We start from the raw sequence: 19,212 nt of genomic DNA, 5'->3' as shown, positions 1-19,212 counted from the left end.
TGACATTTTGTACTATATTATTTGTTTTTAGAGTCTCTTTCGTGGACTTTATTATAAAGGATACCGAAAAGGATTCGCAATCCATTTTTGTGAGTAGACATGAGGGGTGAGTTAAAGTTGGCAGGACATCTTGTTCAATATGGACGACGCACTCGGCGCAGTTATGCGCGCATCAAAGAGGTACTCGAAGTTCCGAACTTGATTGAAATCCAACAGAAATCGTATCAATGGTTTTTGGACGAAGGATTGCGCGAAATGTTCCAAGATATTTCGCCGATTCAGGATTTCACAGGTAATTTGGTTTTGGAATTTATCGATTACAGCTTGGGTGAACCCAAATATACAGTCGATGATTCGAAAGAACGCGATGTAACTTATGCGGCGCCGCTCCGCGTCAAAGTGCGCCTTCTTAACAAAGAGACCGGAGAGGTCAAAGAGCAGGAAGTGTTTATGGGTGATTTCCCGCTCATGACGGAAACGGGCACGTTCGTCATTAATGGTGCTGAACGTGTAATTGTCAGCCAGTTGGTTCGCTCTCCGAGTGTCTATTTCAGTACTAAAGTTGACAAGAACGGGAAGAAAACTTACACGGCGACAGTTATTCCGAATCGTGGTGCATGGCTGGAACTTGAGATGGATGCGAAGGACATTATCTATGTTCGTATCGACCGTACTCGTAAAATTCCAGTTACAGTATTGCTGAGAGCACTCGGATTCGGTACAGACGAGCAAATCTTAGATTTGCTTGGCCATGATGAGTATATCCGCAATACGCTGGACAAAGATAATACGGATTCAACAGAGAAGGCTCTGATTGAAATCTACGAGCGTCTGCGTCCGGGCGAGCCTCCTACACTCGAGAATGCAAGAAGCTTGCTGATTGCACGTTTCTTCGATCCGAAACGCTATGATCTAGCGAATGTAGGTCGTTACAAGATTAATAAGAAGCTTCACATTAAGAACCGTTTGTTCAATCAACGCTTGGCGGAATCGCTTGTTGATACAGAAACAGGCGAAATCATTGCTGAAGCAGGTCAAGTTGTTGACCGTCGTCTCTTGGACGAAATTCTGCCTCGTCTTGAAAGCAATGTAGGTTTCAAAACCTATCATGTGGCAGGCGGAGTTATGGAGTCGGAAGATATTCCGGTTCAAGTAATCGACGTGTTCTCGCCAATTGAGGACGGTAAAGTTACTAAAATTATTGCAAATCGCAATATCGACAAGTCCGTGAAGAACATTACTCCTGCGGATATCATTTCGTCGATCAACTATTTTATTAACTTGCTGCACGGAATTGGTAGCACAGATGATATCGACCACTTGGGTAACCGTCGTCTGCGTTCCGTTGGTGAATTGCTGCAGAACCAGTTCCGTATCGGTTTGTCCCGTATGGAGCGCGTTGTGCGCGAGCGGATGTCCATTCAGGATGCGAACGTGATTACGCCACAGGCGCTCATTAACATTCGACCGGTTATTGCATCCATTAAAGAGTTCTTCGGTAGCTCGCAGTTGTCTCAGTTCATGGATCAGACGAACCCACTTGCGGAACTTACGCATAAGCGTCGTCTGTCTGCACTCGGACCTGGTGGTTTGACGCGTGAGCGCGCGGGCTTTGAAGTTCGTGACGTCCATCCATCCCACTATGGCCGTATGTGTCCGATCGAGACTCCAGAGGGTCCGAACATCGGTTTGATCAACTCCTTGTCTACGTTTGCTCGAGTGAACGAGTATGGTTTCATTGAAGCACCATATCGTTGGGTCGATCCGAAGACAGGGCAGGTTACAGAACAAATCGATTACATGACTGCTGACGAAGAAGATAACTATGTAGTCGCACAGGCGAATGCACCGCTGAATGAAGACGGCACATTCCGTGACGAAACAGCTATCGTTCGTTACAACAAGCAATCAGATAACATCTTGACGATGCCTACGGATCGTGTTGACTACATGGACGTATCGCCGAAGCAGGTTGTGTCGGTAGCGACAGCGCTCATTCCGTTCTTGGAGAACGATGACTCCAACCGTGCGCTCATGGGATCGAACATGCAGCGGCAAGCGGTGCCTTTGCTCATACCAGAAGCTCCGTTTGTTGGTACAGGAATGGAATACAAGTCTGCAAAAGACTCTGGTGTATGTATCGTCTCCAAAGTAGACGGTGTCATCGAGCGTGTTACAGCGAATGAAGTTCAAGTTCGCAAGGTTGAAGTGATTGATGGTAAAGAGGTCAGAGGTGACCTCGTCAAATATAAATTGCAGAAGTTTATGCGTTCCAACCAAGGAACATGCATTAACCAACGTCCACTTGCCAAGAAAGGCGATATCGTTAAGAAAGGCGACATCTTGGCGGACGGCCCTTCCACAGAGGTCGGTGAATTGGCCCTTGGACGCAACGTTGTTGTCGCGTTCATGACATGGGAAGGTTACAACTACGAGGATGCGATCTTGCTCTCCGAGAAGATGGTGAAAGAGGATGTATACACGTCCATTCACATCGAAGAGTACGAGTCCGAAGCTCGTGATACGAAACTTGGACCAGAAGAGATTACTCGTGATATTCCGAACGTCGGCGAAGAAGCGCTCAAGAACTTGGATGAGCGCGGAATCATTCGCGTCGGTGCGGAAATTAAAGACGGTGACATTCTCGTTGGTAAAGTAACACCTAAAGGGGTTACGGAACTGACAGCAGAAGAACGCCTCTTGCATGCAATCTTCGGCGAGAAGGCGCGTGAAGTACGTGATACTTCCTTGCGTGTGCCTCACGGTACTGACGGTATCGTCGTTGATGTTAAAGTATTTACACGTGAGAACGGGGACGAACTCCCTCCAGGTGTGAATCAACTCGTTCGTGTTTATATTGCCCAAAAACGTAAAATTTCCGAGGGCGATAAGATGGCGGGACGCCACGGTAACAAGGGTGTCATCGCACATATCTTGCCTGAAGAAGATATGCCGTTCCTTCCGGACGGTACGCCTGTTCAAGTCGTCTTGAACCCACTAGGGGTACCATCGCGGATGAACATCGGTCAGGTACTCGAGGTTCACTTGGGTATGGCGGCACGTTATCTCGGTATGCACATGGCTACTCCGGTATTCGACGGTGCTACAGAGTATGACGTGTTCGATACGATGGAAGAAGCAGGCATGCAGCGCAACGGTAAGACAATCTTGTACGATGGTCGTACAGGTGACCCGTTCGAGCGCGAAGTTACGGTTGGTGTCATGTACATGATCAAGCTCGCACACATGGTTGATGATAAGATCCATGCTCGTTCTACTGGACCATACTCTCTCGTTACGCAGCAGCCGCTTGGTGGTAAAGCACAGTTCGGTGGTCAGCGCTTCGGGGAGATGGAGGTATGGGCACTCGAAGCCTATGGTGCAGCTTATACATTGCAAGAGATTCTTACAGTCAAGTCCGATGATGTCGTCGGCCGCGTGAAGACGTATGAATCGATTGTGAAGGGCGAAAATGTTCCTGAGCCAGGTGTTCCTGAATCGTTCAAGGTTCTTATCAAAGAGCTGCAAAGCTTGGGTATGGATGTCAAGATCTTGACAGAGAACGAAGAAGAAATTGAGATGCGTGAAATCGATGAAGATGACGATATTCCGCAGGATAAGTTGAATCTCGGCATGGATGACGAGTACGTCACCGAGTAAGCTGCCGAAGTCGTATAACGTTGGATCGGACGGTGGCCGTTAGCGAATTGCTATACGGCCACCGCCAGCCCATATATGGTTCGAACACAGAATTCCGCTCCTGTGTACTGACAGAGCGGTACACTCAAGTACAGATTAAGGAGGGTCGCTCCTTGATGGACGTCAACAATTTTGAATTTATGAAAATCGGGCTTGCCTCTCCCGAAAAGATTCGTTCTTGGTCCCGTGGCGAAGTCAAGAAGCCGGAAACGATTAACTATCGTACGCTCAAGCCGGAGAAAGAAGGTTTGTTCTGCGAGAAGATTTTCGGACCGACGAAGGACTGGGAGTGTCATTGCGGTAAATACAAGCGTGTACGTTACAAAGGCGTTGTCTGTGATCGATGCGGCGTTGAAGTAACACGCCAGAAGGTGCGCCGTGAACGGATGGGCCATATTGAATTGGCTGCTCCTGTATCGCACATTTGGTACTTCAAGGGAATTCCAAGCCGCATGGGCTTGGCGCTGGACATGTCTCCACGCTCCTTGGAAGAGATCATTTACTTTGCGTCTTATGTTGTAACAGAGCCTGGGGATACACCTCTTGAGAAAAAGCAACTGCTTTCCGAGAAGGAATATCGCAGCTACCGTGAGAAATATGGTCATGCATTCCAAGCTGGTATGGGTGCTGAAGCAGTTAAGAAGCTGTTGCAAGACTTGGATGTTGAGAAAGAACTTGAAGTGCTGAAGGAAGAGCTTCGTACGGCACAAGGCCAACGCCGCAACCGTGCGATCAAGCGACTAGAAGTAATCGAGGCATTCCGTAACTCTGGTAACCAACCAGATTGGATGATTCTCGATGTTCTTCCGGTTATTCCTCCAGAGCTTCGTCCAATGGTACAGCTCGATGGCGGTCGCTTCGCGACGTCTGACTTGAATGACCTGTATCGCCGTGTTATCAACCGGAACAACCGTTTGAAGCGTTTGCTTGACTTGGGTGCTCCGGACATTATCGTGCAGAACGAGAAGCGCATGCTGCAAGAAGCAGTAGACGCCTTGATTGATAACGGTCGCCGTGGTCGTCCAGTAACAGGCCCTGGTAACCGTCCATTGAAATCGCTCAGCCATATGCTTAAAGGTAAGCAAGGTCGCTTCCGTCAGAACTTGCTCGGGAAACGGGTTGACTACTCTGGTCGTTCCGTTATCGTCGTAGGTCCTTACTTGAAGATGTACCAATGTGGTTTGCCGAAGGAAATGGCGCTTGAGCTGTTCAAACCTTTTGTCATGAAAGAACTCGTGAATAAAGGTTTGGCACACAACATTAAGAGCGCGAAGCGTAAAGTAGAGCGCATTAGCCCGGAAGTATGGGACGTTCTCGAAGAAGTTATTCGTGAGCATCCAGTATTGCTTAACCGTGCACCAACACTTCACCGTCTCGGTATCCAAGCATTTGAACCGATTCTGGTAGAAGGGAAAGCAATCCGTCTTCACCCACTCGTATGTACAGCCTACAACGCTGACTTCGACGGTGACCAAATGGCGGTTCACGTTCCGTTGTCTGCAGAAGCACAAGCAGAAGCCCGTCTTCTTATGCTCGCTTCCGGCAACATCTTGAATCCGAAAGACGGTAAGCCAGTTGTAACACCATCTCAGGATATGGTTCTTGGATCCTTCTACTTGACGATGGACAACAAGGAAGCTAAAGGAACAGGTATGATCTTTGGCTCCGTCAATGAGGCTGTATCTGCTTATCAACGTGGTTCAGCATCCTTGCATGCACGTGTTGCAATTCCAGTACGTGAATTGGGCAAGTCTGACTTTACTGAAAAACAACAAGATGCGTTCCTTATTACAACGGTTGGACGTATCATTTTCAACGAAATATTCCCGGCAGATTTCCCGTACATCAATGAGCCGACGAAGCGCAATTTGTTCGAGGGAACACCGGATCATTATTTCGTATACGAGAAAGGCGCGAATATTAGAGAAATAATCGAAAATATTCCGCAAACAGGTGGGGTAGGTAAAGACTATCTTGGTCAAATTATCGCCCGCTGCTTCGATGTATTCCATACAACGAAGACTTCGGTTATTTTGGATCGAATCAAGGAGATCGGCTTTACGTATTCCACAAAAGCAGGTATCTCGATTGCGGTATCCGACGTTATCGTACCGCAAGAGAAAGTGGATATTTTGAAGGAATCCGAAGAGAAGGTTCGTGTCATTACAAATCAGTATCGTCGTGGTCTGATTACGAATGAGGAACGTTACGATCGTGTTATCGAGGTATGGTCGAACACGAAAGATCGTATTACCGAGATTTTGATGAAATCGATGGAAAGCTACAACTCCATCATGCTCATGGTTGACTCCAAAGCACGGGGTAACAAATCGCAGATTACTCAGTTGGGTGGTATGCGTGGTCTCATGGCCAACCCGTCGGGTCGAATCATCGAGTTGCCAATTAAATCGAACTTCCGTGAGGGCCTGACGGTCTTGGAATACTTTATTTCCACTCACGGTGCGCGTAAAGGTCTCGCGGATACGGCTCTTCGTACGGCGGATTCGGGTTACTTGACTCGTCGTCTCGTTGACGTTGCACAAGACGTTATCGTTCGTGAAGAAGATTGCGGTACGGATAAAGGCTTCTTAGTAGCCAACATCTCCGACGGTAAGGAAGTTATCGAAGGCTTGTACGACCGTATCGAAGGTCGCTATTCCGGTGAAACGGTTCGTCATCCGGAGACAAAGGAGATCCTTGTTAACCGTAACGAACTGATTGATACGGATAAGGCAGAGTTGATCGTCAATGCTGGCGTCAAGAAGATGATGATTCGTTCCGTACTCAGCTGCCGTGCTCGTCACGGTGTATGTAAGATTTGTTATGGTCGCAACCTGGCGACTGGTAAGCACGTTGAAATTGGTGAATCTGTTGGTATCATCGCGGCTCAGTCCATCGGTGAACCAGGTACACAGCTCACCATGCGTACGTTCCATACCGGTGGTGTCGCGGGTGACGATATTACACAAGGTTTGCCGCGTATCCAAGAGTTGTTCGAGGCGCGCAATCCGAAAGGGCAAGCGATCATTTCCGAGATCGATGGTGTGGTTAAAGAAATTCGCGAAGCGAAAGATCGTCGTGAAATCGAAGTCCAAGGTGAGGCAGAGTCCAAAGTGTACTCCGTCACATACGGTTCTCGTGTCCGCGTAAGCGAAGGCATGGCAATCGAAGCCGGCGATGAGATTACAGACGGTTCTATCGACCCTAAAGAAATGCTCCGCATTAAAGGTATCCGTGGCGTTCAGAACTACATCTTGCAGGAAGTTCAACGCGTATACCGGAACCAAGGGGTAGAAATTAACGATAAGCACGTTGAAGTTATGATCAAGCAAATGCTTCGCAAAATCCGTATCATCGATGCGGGTGAAACGACATTGCTTCCAGGGTCATTCGTTGACATGCATGAATATGAAGCAGCGAACAAAGAAGCGATCCTCTCTGGCAAGGAACCTGCTGTTGCGAAACCGATCTTGCTCGGTATCACGAAGGCATCCTTGGAGACAGACTCCTTCTTGTCTGCAGCATCCTTCCAGGAGACGACTCGCGTTCTTACTGATGCAGCGATCAAAGGTAAAGTCGACCAATTGCTCGGCTTGAAAGAGAACGTTATTATCGGTAAGTTGATTCCTGCAGGTACAGGTATGAACCGTTATCGCAGCGTTAAAGTGATTAATCCGCTTGACGAGGAAGTAACGGAAGAATCCCTAGATGCAGCAGGAGTTGGCGCAGCGGAGTAAGCTCTACTATAGAGGTTTCAAATGAGGTGGTTGGCGCTGTCTAGATGGCGCCAACCTCCATTTTTGTGACAAATATATCGTTTTAAAAAAGAAGTTATGAAATTGCTTGACACTGGGTAAACGAAGTGCTATTATGTCGTAGTGTGCCCAAGACAAAGACCTGTACTTTTGGAGGAACATGCATCATGTGTAATGAAAAAGGTTTACAGGATGCAACAATTCGTATTGGGACGAAGCAAACATTGAAGATGGTTGAACTTGATAAAGCCATCGAGGTGTACATTGCCGAAGACGCTGATGAACACGTTACATCGAAAGTCGTAAGCTTATGTGAGAAGAAGGGCATCAAATTGACATATGTCAGCACGATGCGCGACCTTGGCAAGGCATGCGGCATTGAAGTAGGTGCAGCAGTCGCAGCTGTCGTTGAAGAAGAATAGGGAAGCCGATTGTTTTTGTAACAGAAGAAATTCTGGGGCAAAGACATTTCATTTGTTCATTTATGAACCACCTGGATCTGTGGACTTAAATGAATGATTTGTGAAGGTGTCGATAATATGGGAAGGGGGTGCCAACATGCCAACAATTAACCAATTGGTACGTAAGGGCCGCAAAGATAAAGTAACTAAATCCAAATCCCCAGCTTTGCAAAAAGGTTTCAACGCGTTGAAACGCGAAGAAACGGATTTGAGCGCGCCACAAAAACGCGGTGTCTGCACTCGTGTAGGTACAATGACTCCGAAGAAACCGAACTCCGCGCTTCGTAAATATGCTCGTGTTCGCTTGACGAACCGTGTAGAAGTTACAGCGTACATCGGTGGTATCGGCCACAACTTGCAAGAGCACAGTGTTGTTCTCGTTCGTGGTGGTCGTGTAAAAGACCTTCCGGGTGTTCGTTACCACATCGTTCGCGGTGCATTGGATACTGCAGGTGTAAACAATCGTATGCAAGCTCGTTCCAAATACGGTACGAAGCGTCCTAAAGCTAAGAAATAAGAAGTTAATGCTACTCAGAAAGGGGGATTCACATGCCACGCAAAGGTCCTGTTACTAAGCGCGACGTGTTGCCGGATCCGGTGTATAACAGCAAGCTTGTTACTCGCTTGATCAACCGCATCATGCTCGACGGTAAACGTGGTGTTGCTCAATCGATCTTGTACAACTCTTTCGAAATCATTCGTGAGCGTACAGGCAACGATCCTATGGAAGTATTTGAAGCAGCACTGAAAAACATCATGCCAGTCCTTGAAGTTAAAGCTCGCCGTGTAGGTGGTTCTAACTATCAAGTACCTATCGAAGTTAAACCTGAGCGCCGCACATCCTTGGGATTGCGCTGGTTGGTTAACTACTCCCGCAACCGCGGTGAGAAAACGATGGAAGAGCGTTTGGCAGCAGAGATTATCGATGCTTCCAACAACACTGGTGCAGCAGTTAAAAAACGCGAAGATACGCACAAAATGGCTGAAGCGAACAAAGCGTTTGCTCACTACCGTTGGTAGGATAAAGCTGTTTTGGTCTCGATATTCGAGTAACCAAACCCAATTTGAAGGGAGACCATACCATGGCAAGAGAGTTCTCCTTAGCAAATACGCGTAACATCGGAATCATGGCTCACATCGATGCCGGTAAAACAACAACTACGGAACGTATCTTGGTTCTACACAGGCCGTACTCACAAAATCGGAGAGGTGCATGAAGGCGCCGCTACGATGGACTGGATGGAACAAGAGCAAGAGCGTGGTATTACGATCACTTCCGCTGCGACTACAGCGCAATGGAAGGGCCATCGTGTAAATATCATCGACACTCCGGGGCACGTTGACTTTACGGTAGAGGTTGAGCGTTCCCTTCGCGTATTGGACGGAGCAGTAGGCGTGTTCTCCGCTAAAGAAGGCGTAGAACCGCAATCTGAAACGGTATGGCGTCAAGCTGACAAGTACAGCGTACCTCGTATCGCTTACGTTAACAAAATGGACATCATCGGCGCTGATTACCTCAACGTTATTGAGTCCATGAAGGATCGTTTGCAAGCGAACGCTGTTGCAATTCAGCTGCCTATCGGTGCAGAAAACGACTTCACAGGCATCATTGATTTGATGGAAGAGAAAGCTTACATCTTCAAAGATGACTTGGGTAAAGAAGTTGATGAAACAGAAGTTCCTGCTGAGTTCAAAGACAAAGTCGCTGAACTTCGTATGGAAATGATCGAGAAAATCGCAGAACTCGACGAAGAGCTGATGATGAAATACCTCGAAGGAGAAGAGATTTCGGTTCCAGAACTGAAAGCTGCTCTTCGTAAAGGGGTATGTAATGTTCAAATCTTCCCAGTAGTATGTGGTTCTTCTTACCGTAACAAAGGCGTGCAGCTCATGATTGACGCTGTCGTTGACTACTTGCCATCCCCACTTGATGTACCTGACATTAAAGGTCATCTTGAAGATGGTGAAGAAGAAGTTCGTCATTCTTCGGACGAAGAGCCGTTCTCGGCACTTGCGTTCAAGATCATGACTGACCCTTATGTTGGTAAGTTGACGTTCTTCCGCGTTTACTCTGGTGTATTGAACTCCGGTTCTTACGTCTTGAACGCGACAAAAGGCAAACGTGAACGTATTGGCCGTATCCTTCAAATGCATGCGAACAGCCGTGAAGAAATCGCTACAGTACATGCTGGCGATATCGCTGCTGCCGTTGGTTTGAAAGATACCGGTACAGGCGACACACTCTGCGATGAGAAGTCTCCGATCATCTTGGAATCCATGAACTTCCCAGATCCGGTTATCAGTATCGCAGTTGAGCCGAAGACAAAAGCAGACCAAGATAAAATGGGTACTGCTTTGTCGAAATTGACAGAAGAAGACCCAACACTCCGTGTTTACACTGATGAGGAGACAGGTCAAACGATCTTGTCCGGTATGGGTGAGCTTCACCTCGATATCATCATCGACCGTATGCGTCGTGAGTTTAAGGTTGAGACGAACGTAGGTAGCCCACAGGTTGCTTACCGTGAGACATTCCGTCAACAGGCTAAAGTTGAAGGTAAATTCGTACGTCAGTCCGGTGGTCGTGGTCAATACGGTCACGTATGGATCGACTTCGAACCTCTCGAAGCAGGATCAGGATTCGTGTTCGAGAACAAAATCGTTGGTGGCGTAGTCCCTCGTGAATACGTACCTGCGGTTCAAGCTGGTATTGAAGAATCCATGAAGAACGGTGTCTTGGCAGGCTTCCCATTGGTTGACCTCAAGGCTACTATCTTCGATGGTTCCTACCATGATGTTGACTCCAATGAAATGGCGTTTAAAATCGCTGGTTCCATGGCGCTTAAAGCTGCTAAGGACAAGTGTAAGCCAGTATTGCTTGAGCCAATCATGAAAGTAGAAGTTACAGTACCAGAAGAGTACATGGGCGACGTTATGGGTATGTTGAACTCCCGCCGTGGTCGTATCGAAGGTATGGATACTCGTGCAGGTGCACAAATTATCCGTGCTAAGGTGCCTCTCTCCGAGATGTTCGGTTACTCCACAACATTGCGTTCCGGTACTCAAGGACGCGGTGTGTTCTCTATGGAACTCTCTCACTATGAAGAAGTTCCTAAGAATATCTCCGAAGAGATTATCGCGAAGAACAAAGGCGAATAATTTCGCTTCTGATTCATTTGCTATCGGCTGAGCGCATGACTTGTCATGTGTCTCGGCTGCTTATAACATATATCTATTCCACTTATTGAAGGAGGACTAGTTCAAATGGCAAAGGCTAAGTTTGAACGTACGAAACCGCACGTTAATATCGGTACAATTGGTCACGTTGACCATGGTAAAACAACTTTGACAGCGGCTATCACAACAGTTCTGTCTAAAAAATATGGTAACGGTGCAGCTGTAGCATTCGATCAAATCGATAAAGCTCCAGAAGAGCGCGAGCGCGGTATCACAATCTCCACGTCCCACGTAGAGTATGAGTCCGCTAACCGTCACTATGCACACGTTGACTGCCCAGGTCACGCCGACTATGTTAAAAACATGATCACTGGTGCTGCTCAAATGGATGGCGCGATTCTCGTAGTATCCGCAGCTGACGGCCCAATGCCACAAACACGCGAGCACATCTTGTTGTCTCGCCAAGTAGGCGTACCTTACATCGTCGTATTCATGAACAAATGCGACATGGTTGAAGACGAAGAGTTGTTGGAATTGGTTGAAATGGAAATTCGCGATTTGCTTAGCGAATACGAATTCCCTGGCGATGACACTCCAGTTATCCGCGGTTCCGCTCGTGAAGCTCTTCAAAACCCAGACGGAGAATGGGCTGACAAAATCGTTGAATTGTTCACACAAATCGACGAGTACATCCCAACTCCAGAACGTGACACTGACAAGCCATTCTTGATGCCAGTCGAGGACGTATTCTCCATCACTGGTCGTGGTACAGTTGCTACTGGCCGCGTAGAGCGTGGTACTGTTAAAGTCGGCGACGAGATCGAAATCGTTGGTATCCAAGAAGAGACTCGTAAGTCCGTAGTAACAGGCGTTGAAATGTTCCGTAAACTTTTGGATTCCGCTCAAGCTGGTGACAACATCGGTGCGTTGCTTCGTGGTGTAGACCGCAGCAACATCGAGCGTGGTCAAGTATTGGTTAAACCAGGTTCGGTTAAACCACATACTGAGTTCACTGCTCAAGTTTACGTTTTGACTAAAGAAGAAGGTGGCCGTCATAAGCCATTCTTCACAGGCTACCGTCCACAGTTCTACTTCCGTACAACGGACGTAACTGGTATCATCAACTTGCCAGAAGGTACTGAAATGGTTATGCCTGGTGACAACATCACAGTTACTGTACAATTGATCGCTCCAATCGCGATCGAAGAAGGTACACGCTTCGCGATCCGCGAAGGTGGCCGTACAGTAGGTGCTGGTGCGGTTGCAACTATCATTAAATAATGATAGTACCGACAATAGTCGGTAATAAGAGCCCCTTATCCTTACGGATAAGGGGCTTTTTGCTTTACAAAAAACTCAGCTTTTGTTCAATATTCTTTCAAGAAGTCCCTTTCAGATCACTGTACATGATTTCTGTTATAGCGCTATAATATGTAACAATATACGCTTACATATAGGTATGTAGAGCTAGTAATATAGGGATTTAGGCCGATAAGTGAGGCGCAGGAAGGAAGAGCGACTGAAATGAGCAAAAAGTTATTAGGATGGGCAGGAAAGTGGAATAAGGAACAAGCTGTGGATAGAATTGCAGCAATATACGAAGAAGATAAATTAATGGAGCAAGGTATGATTCATTTATCCACAACTCATCCTATACATAAACAAATCGAAGTGATCGGATTGACAACAGAAGACCTAACTTTACTGCGCCAGCTCAAGCCATATTTATTGCCGCATATGAAATCATTAACGGAGGCATTTTATTCGGTTATTTTGAGTGTAGAGCATTTAAAGCAACTCATAACAAAACATAGTACAATCGAACGATTGCAGCTAACGCTCGAGCGTCATATCGAAGAAATGTTTGATGGAAAGATAAATGATGAATTTGTAGTGAAACGAATTCGGATTGCAGACGTTCATCGCCATATCGGTCTCGAAACGAAATGGTACATGGCAGCTTTTCAGAATATGCAGAACCGGCTTCTTGATCTGATTGCAGCGGAGATCCGCAACGTAGAAGATCGAATGAAGGCGATCTTGGCTGTGAATAAAATATTGAACTTGGAACAACAGCTTGTCCTTGAGGCATATGAAGAACGAAACCGATTAGAACGAGAAGAACAATATCAACAGGTCAAGAATGAACTGAAGGGGAGTATCGCACAACTTAGTAATCAACTTGAACTGTTAACGACGGAAACAAAGCATACAATTGAACAACTGGTCGAACGAGGCAAGAGTGTAAAAAATATCATTGAACATACAGCTTCTACTGTACGGCATGCTCAACTAGAGGCAGATGAGGGGGAGCGAATGATGCGTACGTATATCGAGCGTATTCAGGACATTGACCACAACGCTTTGCTGATGAAGGGGCATGTTGATCAGTTGAAGGACACGTCTGCTCAGATCAGGACAATTGTTAGTGCTGTAAAGGAAATTGCAGGTCAAACGAAACTGCTGTCGCTTAATGCATCTATTGAAGCAGCGCGTGCAGGTGAACATGGTGCAGGTTTCGCTGTAGTAGCCAAAGAAGTGAACAAGCTGGCTGATCATACAAAGGATACCGTAGCTCATATTGAAGAACTCGTCGGCAATTCGAATTTGGCAACGAATGCAGTTGTATATAATATTGAAGTTGTGAAGTCGAGTGTAGGAGCAGTTCGGGGACAAGCAGATGCTGCCGGAAACGCGTTCCAGCAAATTGTTGATCATGTTGAGCACAGTACATCGAAAATGGAGCATATCCAAGGAGAGATGAGCGATTTGCTGCAAATGATCAGTCATATCCATGAGGCGACAGCTGAAGTTGCGGCATCTGCAGAGCAGCTCAACCGAACGACGAAGCATTTGTAGTCTAATTGATTTCTTATTCGATAGAAATATAGCATACAGTGGAAGAGACTGGTTTAATAACTAGTCTTTTTCTATGTTATGGCAGTTTATCGTGTTATGATTGCTTTCGTATTTACTTCGATATGATGAACAGGGGGAGACAAATGAGAAAGTGGATGAGTCACGCAATTGTTTTAACGCTAGTGAGTGTGTTGCTATTAACGTCTATGGCTGGTACCGCTTCAGCGAAATCAGAATTTTTGAAGGAAGGTACAATAGTAGGTAAAGTTTCTAAGGCACAATTAAAAGGTTCAATTAATGGAATAGCTATTACAGGGTATACGTTTCGCGATTCACTGTGGATTCCAGTTAGTCATTTATCACAATATGGGTTCGACATACAAGCCAATGGGAATTCCGGACCAATTCGAATTCTTCGAAATACAAGTAAACCTGTAAAAGGGATGGCAGCTGATAAAATAAAGAAGCCAACAAGCAAGCTCACAAACGTTCATTTCACGCAAAAAGACGTTTTGTTAGGTAATCGCAAGCTTACTACATATCAAATTGATAATTCAGCTGTTATTCGATTAAATGACTTAGCTTTGTTTGGTGAAGTACTATGGAATGGACAAAGTAAAACGCTTGAGTTAAAACTAGGCAATATGGAATATGAAAATACTCTCGGCATTTGGATTGCAGGTGATAAGGCATATAATAGAAGTGATAAACAGATAAATGAAATAAGCATTAAACACTTCTTCATGTATAGAGGGAATTTGTATGACGTAAGTGAAGTTATCGATACTTCAGGTAAGCAATTTGCAGATATCCAAGGACTCATTGATCCAGATTCAAAAGAGAAGCTTGTAGATACTTACATTGGTTCAACTGTTGAATATGTAATTACATCGACTGGAGATCAAATCGATAATCCATACTTGAAGCAAGATAGTGATTATTATAAGAGCAAGACAATGGCAGAAGACGTATTGTTCCAATTGAAAAGTGTGAAGACCTATATGGAAGCAGCGGAAAAAGAATACTACATGAAATTGAAAGAGGAACTAAAAAATAACGGAAATCGTCCTCTTAAATTCGTAACACAAAAAATTACTTACAATCGTTTTGGAAGTCCAGAAGTCAACTTATCACTAAAAAATCTAACTGAGAAAAAAGTCGTTTCTTTTGAATTGACGATAACCGGTTATGATGGGAAAGGTCGCATCGTGAAGAACAGCATCACTGGGGAAAGCCAAGTAAAAGGACGAGCTAAAGATTTTGGGAAGTATGGACCTGGAGATGTTATTGAATTTACATGGGTGATGGATTTTTATAACGATATGGTCAAGGCGAATGCTAAACTTACATCGGTTAAGTTCTCCGACGGCACAGTATGGAGAGCGAAGTAATTCGGGCAGCTTACGGAGGCTGGAACAACATCCAGAACCTTCAACTTTCATTATTTATATAAATTGTGATAGACTCTAACAAGTGCCTAATAGAATCGATTCATGTAGTGTCCTGGCTGTCTGCAAGCATCGTCAAAAAGAGTTACGAAAAAAACTTGCAATAGTCGGGACATTTATATATAATAGTGAATGTTGTTCGTCGACGTTGCGATGAAGTGAGAGGTTACCGACACACCCGGCCCCTTTGCCATGGCGATGTGTTAGGAAAATTTTCACGGAGTATGTCCGATGCAAAATTGGGCGATAAAAGGAGGGACTAAAATGGCAAAGCAAAAAATTCGTATCCGCTTGAAAGCATACGATCACAGAATTCTTGACCAATCCGCTGAGAAAATCGTTGAAACGGCTAAACGTTCCGGTGCTGGAGTATCCGGTCCAATCCCGTTGCCAACGGAGAAGCAAATCATTACGATTCTTCGTGCGGTGCACAAGTATAAGGATTCCCGCGAGCAGTTCGAAATGCGCACTCATAAGCGCCTTATCGACATCGTGAATCCAACGCCGCAAACGGTGGACGCGCTGATGCGCTTGGACTTGCCGTCCGGTGTAGATATCGAAATTAAATTGTAAGACAGTTGAAACGGTTATCCACATGTGGATAGCGAAGCCGTTTCTACTTCATTATGAACGGACTAAGGAAAGAAAAGAGGTGTCAACATGAAAGGTATCTTAGGTAAAAAGCTCGGCATGACTCAAGTATTTACCGCTGAAGGTAATGTACTGCCGGTAACTGTTATCGAAGCTGGCCCTTGCGTCGTTCTTCAAAAGAAAGACGTTGAGAACGATGGCTACGAAGCTATTCAAATCGGCTACGCTGATAAGAAAGAAAAGCGTGCTACGAAACCAGAAATCGGTCACGCGAAAAAAGCTAACGCAACACCTAAGCGCTACGTTAAGGAACTTCGTGGTGTGGATCTTTCTCAATATGAAGTTGGCCAAGAATTGAAGGCTGATTTGTTCGCTGAGGGAGAATTCGTTGACGTTACAGGTATCTCGAAAGGTAAAGGCTTTGCCGGCGTAATTAAGCGTTGGGGACAAAGCACGGGTCCTATGTCTCACGGTTCCCGTTACCATCGTGGACCAGGTTCCATGGGTTCCATTCAAGCGAACCGCGTACCGAAGGGCAAACGCCTTCCAGGTCACATGGGTACTGACACTGTAACAATTCAAAATCTTGAAGTTGTTAAAGTGGATGCAGAACGCAATGTTATCCTCGTTAAAGGTTCTATTCCAGGCCCTAAAAACAGCTTCGTTAACGTTAAATCTGCAATTAAAAAGTAATTGGTGAGGAAAGGAGGAGCACATTATGCCTAAAGTAGCAGTTTACAACATGAGCGGTGCGCAAGTTGGCGAGATCGAATTGTCCGACAGCGTATTCGGCATTGAACCAAACAAAAACGTACTTCATGATGCAGTTGTGATGCAGCTTGCATCTATGCGTCAAGGTACTCATAAAGTTAAAGGCCGTTCCGAAGTTCGCGGCGGCGGTCGTAAACCATGGAAACAAAAAGGCACAGGTCGTGCGCGTCAAGGTTCCATTCGTTCGCCACAATGGGTTGGCGGCGGTACAGTATTTGGACCGACACCACGTAGCTATGCTTACAAGCTTCCTAAGAAAGTTCGTCGTTTGGCGATTAAATCCGCATTGTCTTCGAAAGTGTTGGCAGAGCAAATTATCGTAATCGATAGCCTTGCTTTGAACACGCCTAAAACGAAGGAATTCGCGGCAGTATTGAACAACCTAAAAGTGGATCGCAAAGCGCTTGTCGTGCTTCCTGAGTACAACGACAACGTGGCACTTTCCGCTCGCAACATTCCTTCTGTGAAGCTTGTTGCAGCTGATGGTGTTAACGTATATGATGTTCTTCGCCATGAGAAGCTCATCATCACGAAGGATGCGGTTCAGAAGGTAGAGGAGGTGTTCGCATAATGAAAGACCCTCGCGATATCATTAAGCGTCCGGTTATTACTGAGCGTACAGCAGACATGATGAATGACTTGAAATACGTATTCGAAGTTGATATGCGTGCTAACAAGACTGAAATCAAATTGGCTGTAGAGCAAATCTTCAAAGTGAAGGTAGCGAACGTGAACACGCTTCGTATGCCTGCTAAGCCAAAACGCTATGGCCGTCACTCCGGCTACACTTCCGAATGGAAGAAAGCGTTCGTCACTTTGGCAAAAGACAGCAAGCCACTCGAGTTCTTCGAGACGGTTTAATATAGACTTCTGAAGTAAGGAGGGAAAACAAGTGCCTATCAAAAAGTACAAACCGACATCCCCGGCTCGTCGTAATATGAGCGTGTCCACGTTCGAAGAAATTACAACGAATGTACCGGAGAAATCGTTGCTGGCGCCTTTGAGCAAAACTGCTGGCCGCAACAACCAAGGTAAAATTACGGTTCGTCACCACGGTGGTGGCCACAAACGTAAATACCGTATCATCGATTTCAAACGTAACAAGGATGGCATTCCAGGCCGCGTTGCTACAATCGAGTACGATCCAAACCGTACTTCCAACATTGCGTTGATCAACTATGCTGATGGTGAAAAGCGTTATATCATCGCTCCTAAAGGATTGAAAGTAGGCGACGTTATCGAGTCCGGTACCGGCGCAGACATCAAGATCGGTAACGCATTGCCAATGGAAAACATTCCAGTAGGTACAGTTATCCACAACATCGAATTGCAACCAGGCAAGGGTGGTCAGTTGGTTCGCGCCGCTGGTACGGAAGCTCAATTGCTTGGTAAAGAAGAGAAGTACGTAACAGTACGTTTGTCTTCTGGCGAAGTTCGTAAATTGTTGAAAGTGTGCCGTGCTACAATCGGTTCCGTAGGTAACGGTGACCATGAGCTTATCAAAATCGGTAAAGCAGGCCGTAACCGCTGGTTGGGCAAACGTCCAGTCGTTCGTGGTGTGGTAATGAACCCGGTTGATCACCCTCACGGTGGTGGTGAAGGTAAAGCTCCAATCGGTCGTAAGTCTCCTATGTCTCCATGGGGCAAACCGACACTTGGTTACAAAACGCGTAAAAAAGGTAAACATTCCGATAAATATATCGTTCGTCGTCGCACGAAATAATATGTTTCCATTTGATTGCGCAGCAGCGTAATCACAAACGAATCAGTTCTGTCGAAGGGAGGATTCATATATGGGTCGCAGTTTGAAAAAAGGACCATTCGTTGATGGTCACCTGATGAAGAAAGTTGAAGGATTGAACGATACAAGCAAGAAAGTTGTTATCAAGACTTGGTCCCGTCGTTCTACAATTTTCCCTCAATTTATCGGTCATACGTTCGGGGTATATGACGGACGTAAACATGTACCAGTATACGTAACGGAAGATATGGTTGGGCATAAGCTTGGCGAATTCGCACCAACACGTACGTACAAAGGTCATGACGATGACAGAAAAACAGGCAAACGCTAATTATTGATATAGCATTCGAGGGGAGGTACTTCCATGCAAGCAAAAGCACATGCGAATAACATTCGCATCGCCCCACGCAAGGTTAAGCTGGTTATTGACTTGATCCGCGGCAAACAAGTGGGCGAAGCAATCGCAATTTTGCGCCACACGCCGAAGTCAGCTTCGCCAGTGGTTGAAAAATTGTTGAACTCTGCAATTGCCAATGCAGAACACAACCATCAAATGGACGTTAATAGTCTCGTTATTTCGGAAGTCTTCGTAAACCAAGGACCAACGATGAAACGTTTCCGTCCACGCGCTATGGGACGTGCGAGCCGCATTAACAAAAGAACAAGCCACATCACGCTTGTAGTATCTGAAAAATAAGGAGGGACAACGT

At 46.0% G+C, this 19,212-nt stretch carries 15 protein-coding genes and 1 pseudogene; all 16 read left to right on the top strand.

Going from position 1 to position 19,212, the window contains the following annotated elements; translation table 11 throughout:
* Positions 1-117 precede the first annotated feature (117 nt).
* The 16 genes and pseudogenes from rpoB to rplV all read left to right on the top strand — a co-directional run bounded on the left by rpoB (position 118) and on the right by rplV (position 19,199).
* On the top strand, positions 118-3,660 hold the full coding sequence (gene rpoB, locus BBG47_RS10775; protein WP_065291719.1) for a DNA-directed RNA polymerase subunit beta: 3,543 nt from the start codon (positions 118-120) through the stop codon (positions 3,658-3,660).
* Positions 3,661-3,812: 152 nt separating this feature from the next.
* The gene (rpoC, locus tag BBG47_RS10770) at positions 3,813-7,436 is read left to right on the top strand and encodes a DNA-directed RNA polymerase subunit beta' (protein WP_065291718.1); all 3,624 of its coding nucleotides are present in this window, start codon (positions 3,813-3,815) and stop codon (positions 7,434-7,436) included.
* Positions 7,437-7,621: 185 nt separating this feature from the next.
* The gene (locus BBG47_RS10765; protein ID WP_021252464.1) at positions 7,622-7,876 is read left to right on the top strand and encodes a ribosomal L7Ae/L30e/S12e/Gadd45 family protein; all 255 of its coding nucleotides are present in this window, start codon (positions 7,622-7,624) and stop codon (positions 7,874-7,876) included.
* A gap of 136 nt (positions 7,877-8,012) precedes the next feature.
* The gene (gene rpsL / locus BBG47_RS10760; RefSeq protein WP_005544563.1) at positions 8,013-8,432 is read left to right on the top strand and encodes a 30S ribosomal protein S12; all 420 of its coding nucleotides are present in this window, start codon (positions 8,013-8,015) and stop codon (positions 8,430-8,432) included.
* Positions 8,433-8,464: 32 nt separating this feature from the next.
* Positions 8,465-8,935: a 30S ribosomal protein S7 gene (rpsG, locus tag BBG47_RS10755; protein WP_021252463.1), complete on the top strand. Its 471-nt coding sequence runs from the start codon at positions 8,465-8,467 to the stop codon at positions 8,933-8,935.
* Between the two features lie 62 nt (positions 8,936-8,997).
* Positions 8,998-11,074: pseudogene (gene fusA / locus BBG47_RS10750) on the top strand (elongation factor G).
* A gap of 105 nt (positions 11,075-11,179) precedes the next feature.
* Positions 11,180-12,373, top strand: a complete 1,194-nt coding sequence (gene tuf, locus BBG47_RS10745) for an elongation factor Tu (RefSeq protein WP_021252461.1) — start codon at positions 11,180-11,182, stop codon at positions 12,371-12,373.
* Between the two features lie 243 nt (positions 12,374-12,616).
* Positions 12,617-13,951, top strand: a complete 1,335-nt coding sequence (locus BBG47_RS10740) for a globin-coupled sensor protein (RefSeq protein ID WP_065291717.1) — start codon at positions 12,617-12,619, stop codon at positions 13,949-13,951.
* A gap of 143 nt (positions 13,952-14,094) precedes the next feature.
* Positions 14,095-15,342, top strand: a complete 1,248-nt coding sequence (locus BBG47_RS10735; protein WP_065291716.1) for a hypothetical protein — start codon at positions 14,095-14,097, stop codon at positions 15,340-15,342.
* A gap of 321 nt (positions 15,343-15,663) precedes the next feature.
* The gene (gene rpsJ / locus BBG47_RS10730; RefSeq protein ID WP_005544556.1) at positions 15,664-15,972 is read left to right on the top strand and encodes a 30S ribosomal protein S10; all 309 of its coding nucleotides are present in this window, start codon (positions 15,664-15,666) and stop codon (positions 15,970-15,972) included.
* Positions 15,973-16,059: 87 nt separating this feature from the next.
* A complete protein-coding gene (gene rplC, locus BBG47_RS10725; RefSeq protein ID WP_021252458.1) occupies positions 16,060-16,683 on the top strand; it encodes a 50S ribosomal protein L3 in 624 nt (207 codons plus the stop codon).
* Between the two features lie 25 nt (positions 16,684-16,708).
* Positions 16,709-17,332, top strand: coding sequence for a 50S ribosomal protein L4 (gene rplD, locus BBG47_RS10720; RefSeq protein ID WP_021252457.1), 624 nt, complete (start codon positions 16,709-16,711; stop codon positions 17,330-17,332).
* On the top strand, positions 17,332-17,622 hold the full coding sequence (rplW, locus tag BBG47_RS10715) for a 50S ribosomal protein L23 (protein WP_005544549.1): 291 nt from the start codon (positions 17,332-17,334) through the stop codon (positions 17,620-17,622). The genes rplD and rplW overlap by 1 nt, the downstream gene beginning before the upstream one ends.
* A gap of 31 nt (positions 17,623-17,653) precedes the next feature.
* Positions 17,654-18,484 (top strand): 50S ribosomal protein L2, encoded by an 831-nt coding sequence (rplB, locus tag BBG47_RS10710; protein ID WP_021252456.1) that lies wholly within the window; start codon positions 17,654-17,656, stop codon positions 18,482-18,484.
* Between the two features lie 70 nt (positions 18,485-18,554).
* A complete protein-coding gene (rpsS, locus tag BBG47_RS10705; protein WP_021252455.1) occupies positions 18,555-18,833 on the top strand; it encodes a 30S ribosomal protein S19 in 279 nt (92 codons plus the stop codon).
* Between the two features lie 33 nt (positions 18,834-18,866).
* Positions 18,867-19,199, top strand: coding sequence for a 50S ribosomal protein L22 (rplV, locus tag BBG47_RS10700; RefSeq protein WP_021252454.1), 333 nt, complete (start codon positions 18,867-18,869; stop codon positions 19,197-19,199).
* Positions 19,200-19,212 lie beyond the last annotated feature (13 nt).

Source organism: Paenibacillus sp. KS1 (assembly GCF_001680695.1).
In the GTDB taxonomy this organism is placed as follows: Bacteria; Bacillota; Bacilli; order Paenibacillales; family Paenibacillaceae; genus Paenibacillus_B; species Paenibacillus_B suaedae.
The sequence above is the reverse complement of the archived record's forward strand: the minus strand, read 5'-3'. Positions and strand labels throughout refer to the sequence as shown.

Excerpts from the sequence above, each read along its gene's own strand:
- BBG47_RS10765 (WP_021252464.1), top strand. The coding sequence starts at position 7,622 with ATGTGTAATGAAAAAGGTTTACAGGATGCAACAATTCGTATTGGGACG.
- rpsL (WP_005544563.1), top strand. The coding sequence starts at position 8,013 with ATGCCAACAATTAACCAATTGGTACGTAAGGGCCGCAAAGATAAAGTA.
- rpsG (WP_021252463.1), top strand. The coding sequence starts at position 8,465 with ATGCCACGCAAAGGTCCTGTTACTAAGCGCGACGTGTTGCCGGATCCG.
- tuf (WP_021252461.1), top strand. The coding sequence starts at position 11,180 with ATGGCAAAGGCTAAGTTTGAACGTACGAAACCGCACGTTAATATCGGT.
- BBG47_RS10740 (WP_065291717.1), top strand. The coding sequence starts at position 12,617 with ATGAGCAAAAAGTTATTAGGATGGGCAGGAAAGTGGAATAAGGAACAA.
- BBG47_RS10735 (WP_065291716.1), top strand. The coding sequence starts at position 14,095 with ATGAGAAAGTGGATGAGTCACGCAATTGTTTTAACGCTAGTGAGTGTG.
- rpsJ (WP_005544556.1), top strand. The coding sequence starts at position 15,664 with ATGGCAAAGCAAAAAATTCGTATCCGCTTGAAAGCATACGATCACAGA.
- rplC (WP_021252458.1), top strand. The coding sequence starts at position 16,060 with ATGAAAGGTATCTTAGGTAAAAAGCTCGGCATGACTCAAGTATTTACC.
- rplD (WP_021252457.1), top strand. The coding sequence starts at position 16,709 with ATGCCTAAAGTAGCAGTTTACAACATGAGCGGTGCGCAAGTTGGCGAG.
- rplW (WP_005544549.1), top strand. The coding sequence starts at position 17,332 with ATGAAAGACCCTCGCGATATCATTAAGCGTCCGGTTATTACTGAGCGT.
- rpsS (WP_021252455.1), top strand. The coding sequence starts at position 18,555 with ATGGGTCGCAGTTTGAAAAAAGGACCATTCGTTGATGGTCACCTGATG.
- rplV (WP_021252454.1), top strand. The coding sequence starts at position 18,867 with ATGCAAGCAAAAGCACATGCGAATAACATTCGCATCGCCCCACGCAAG.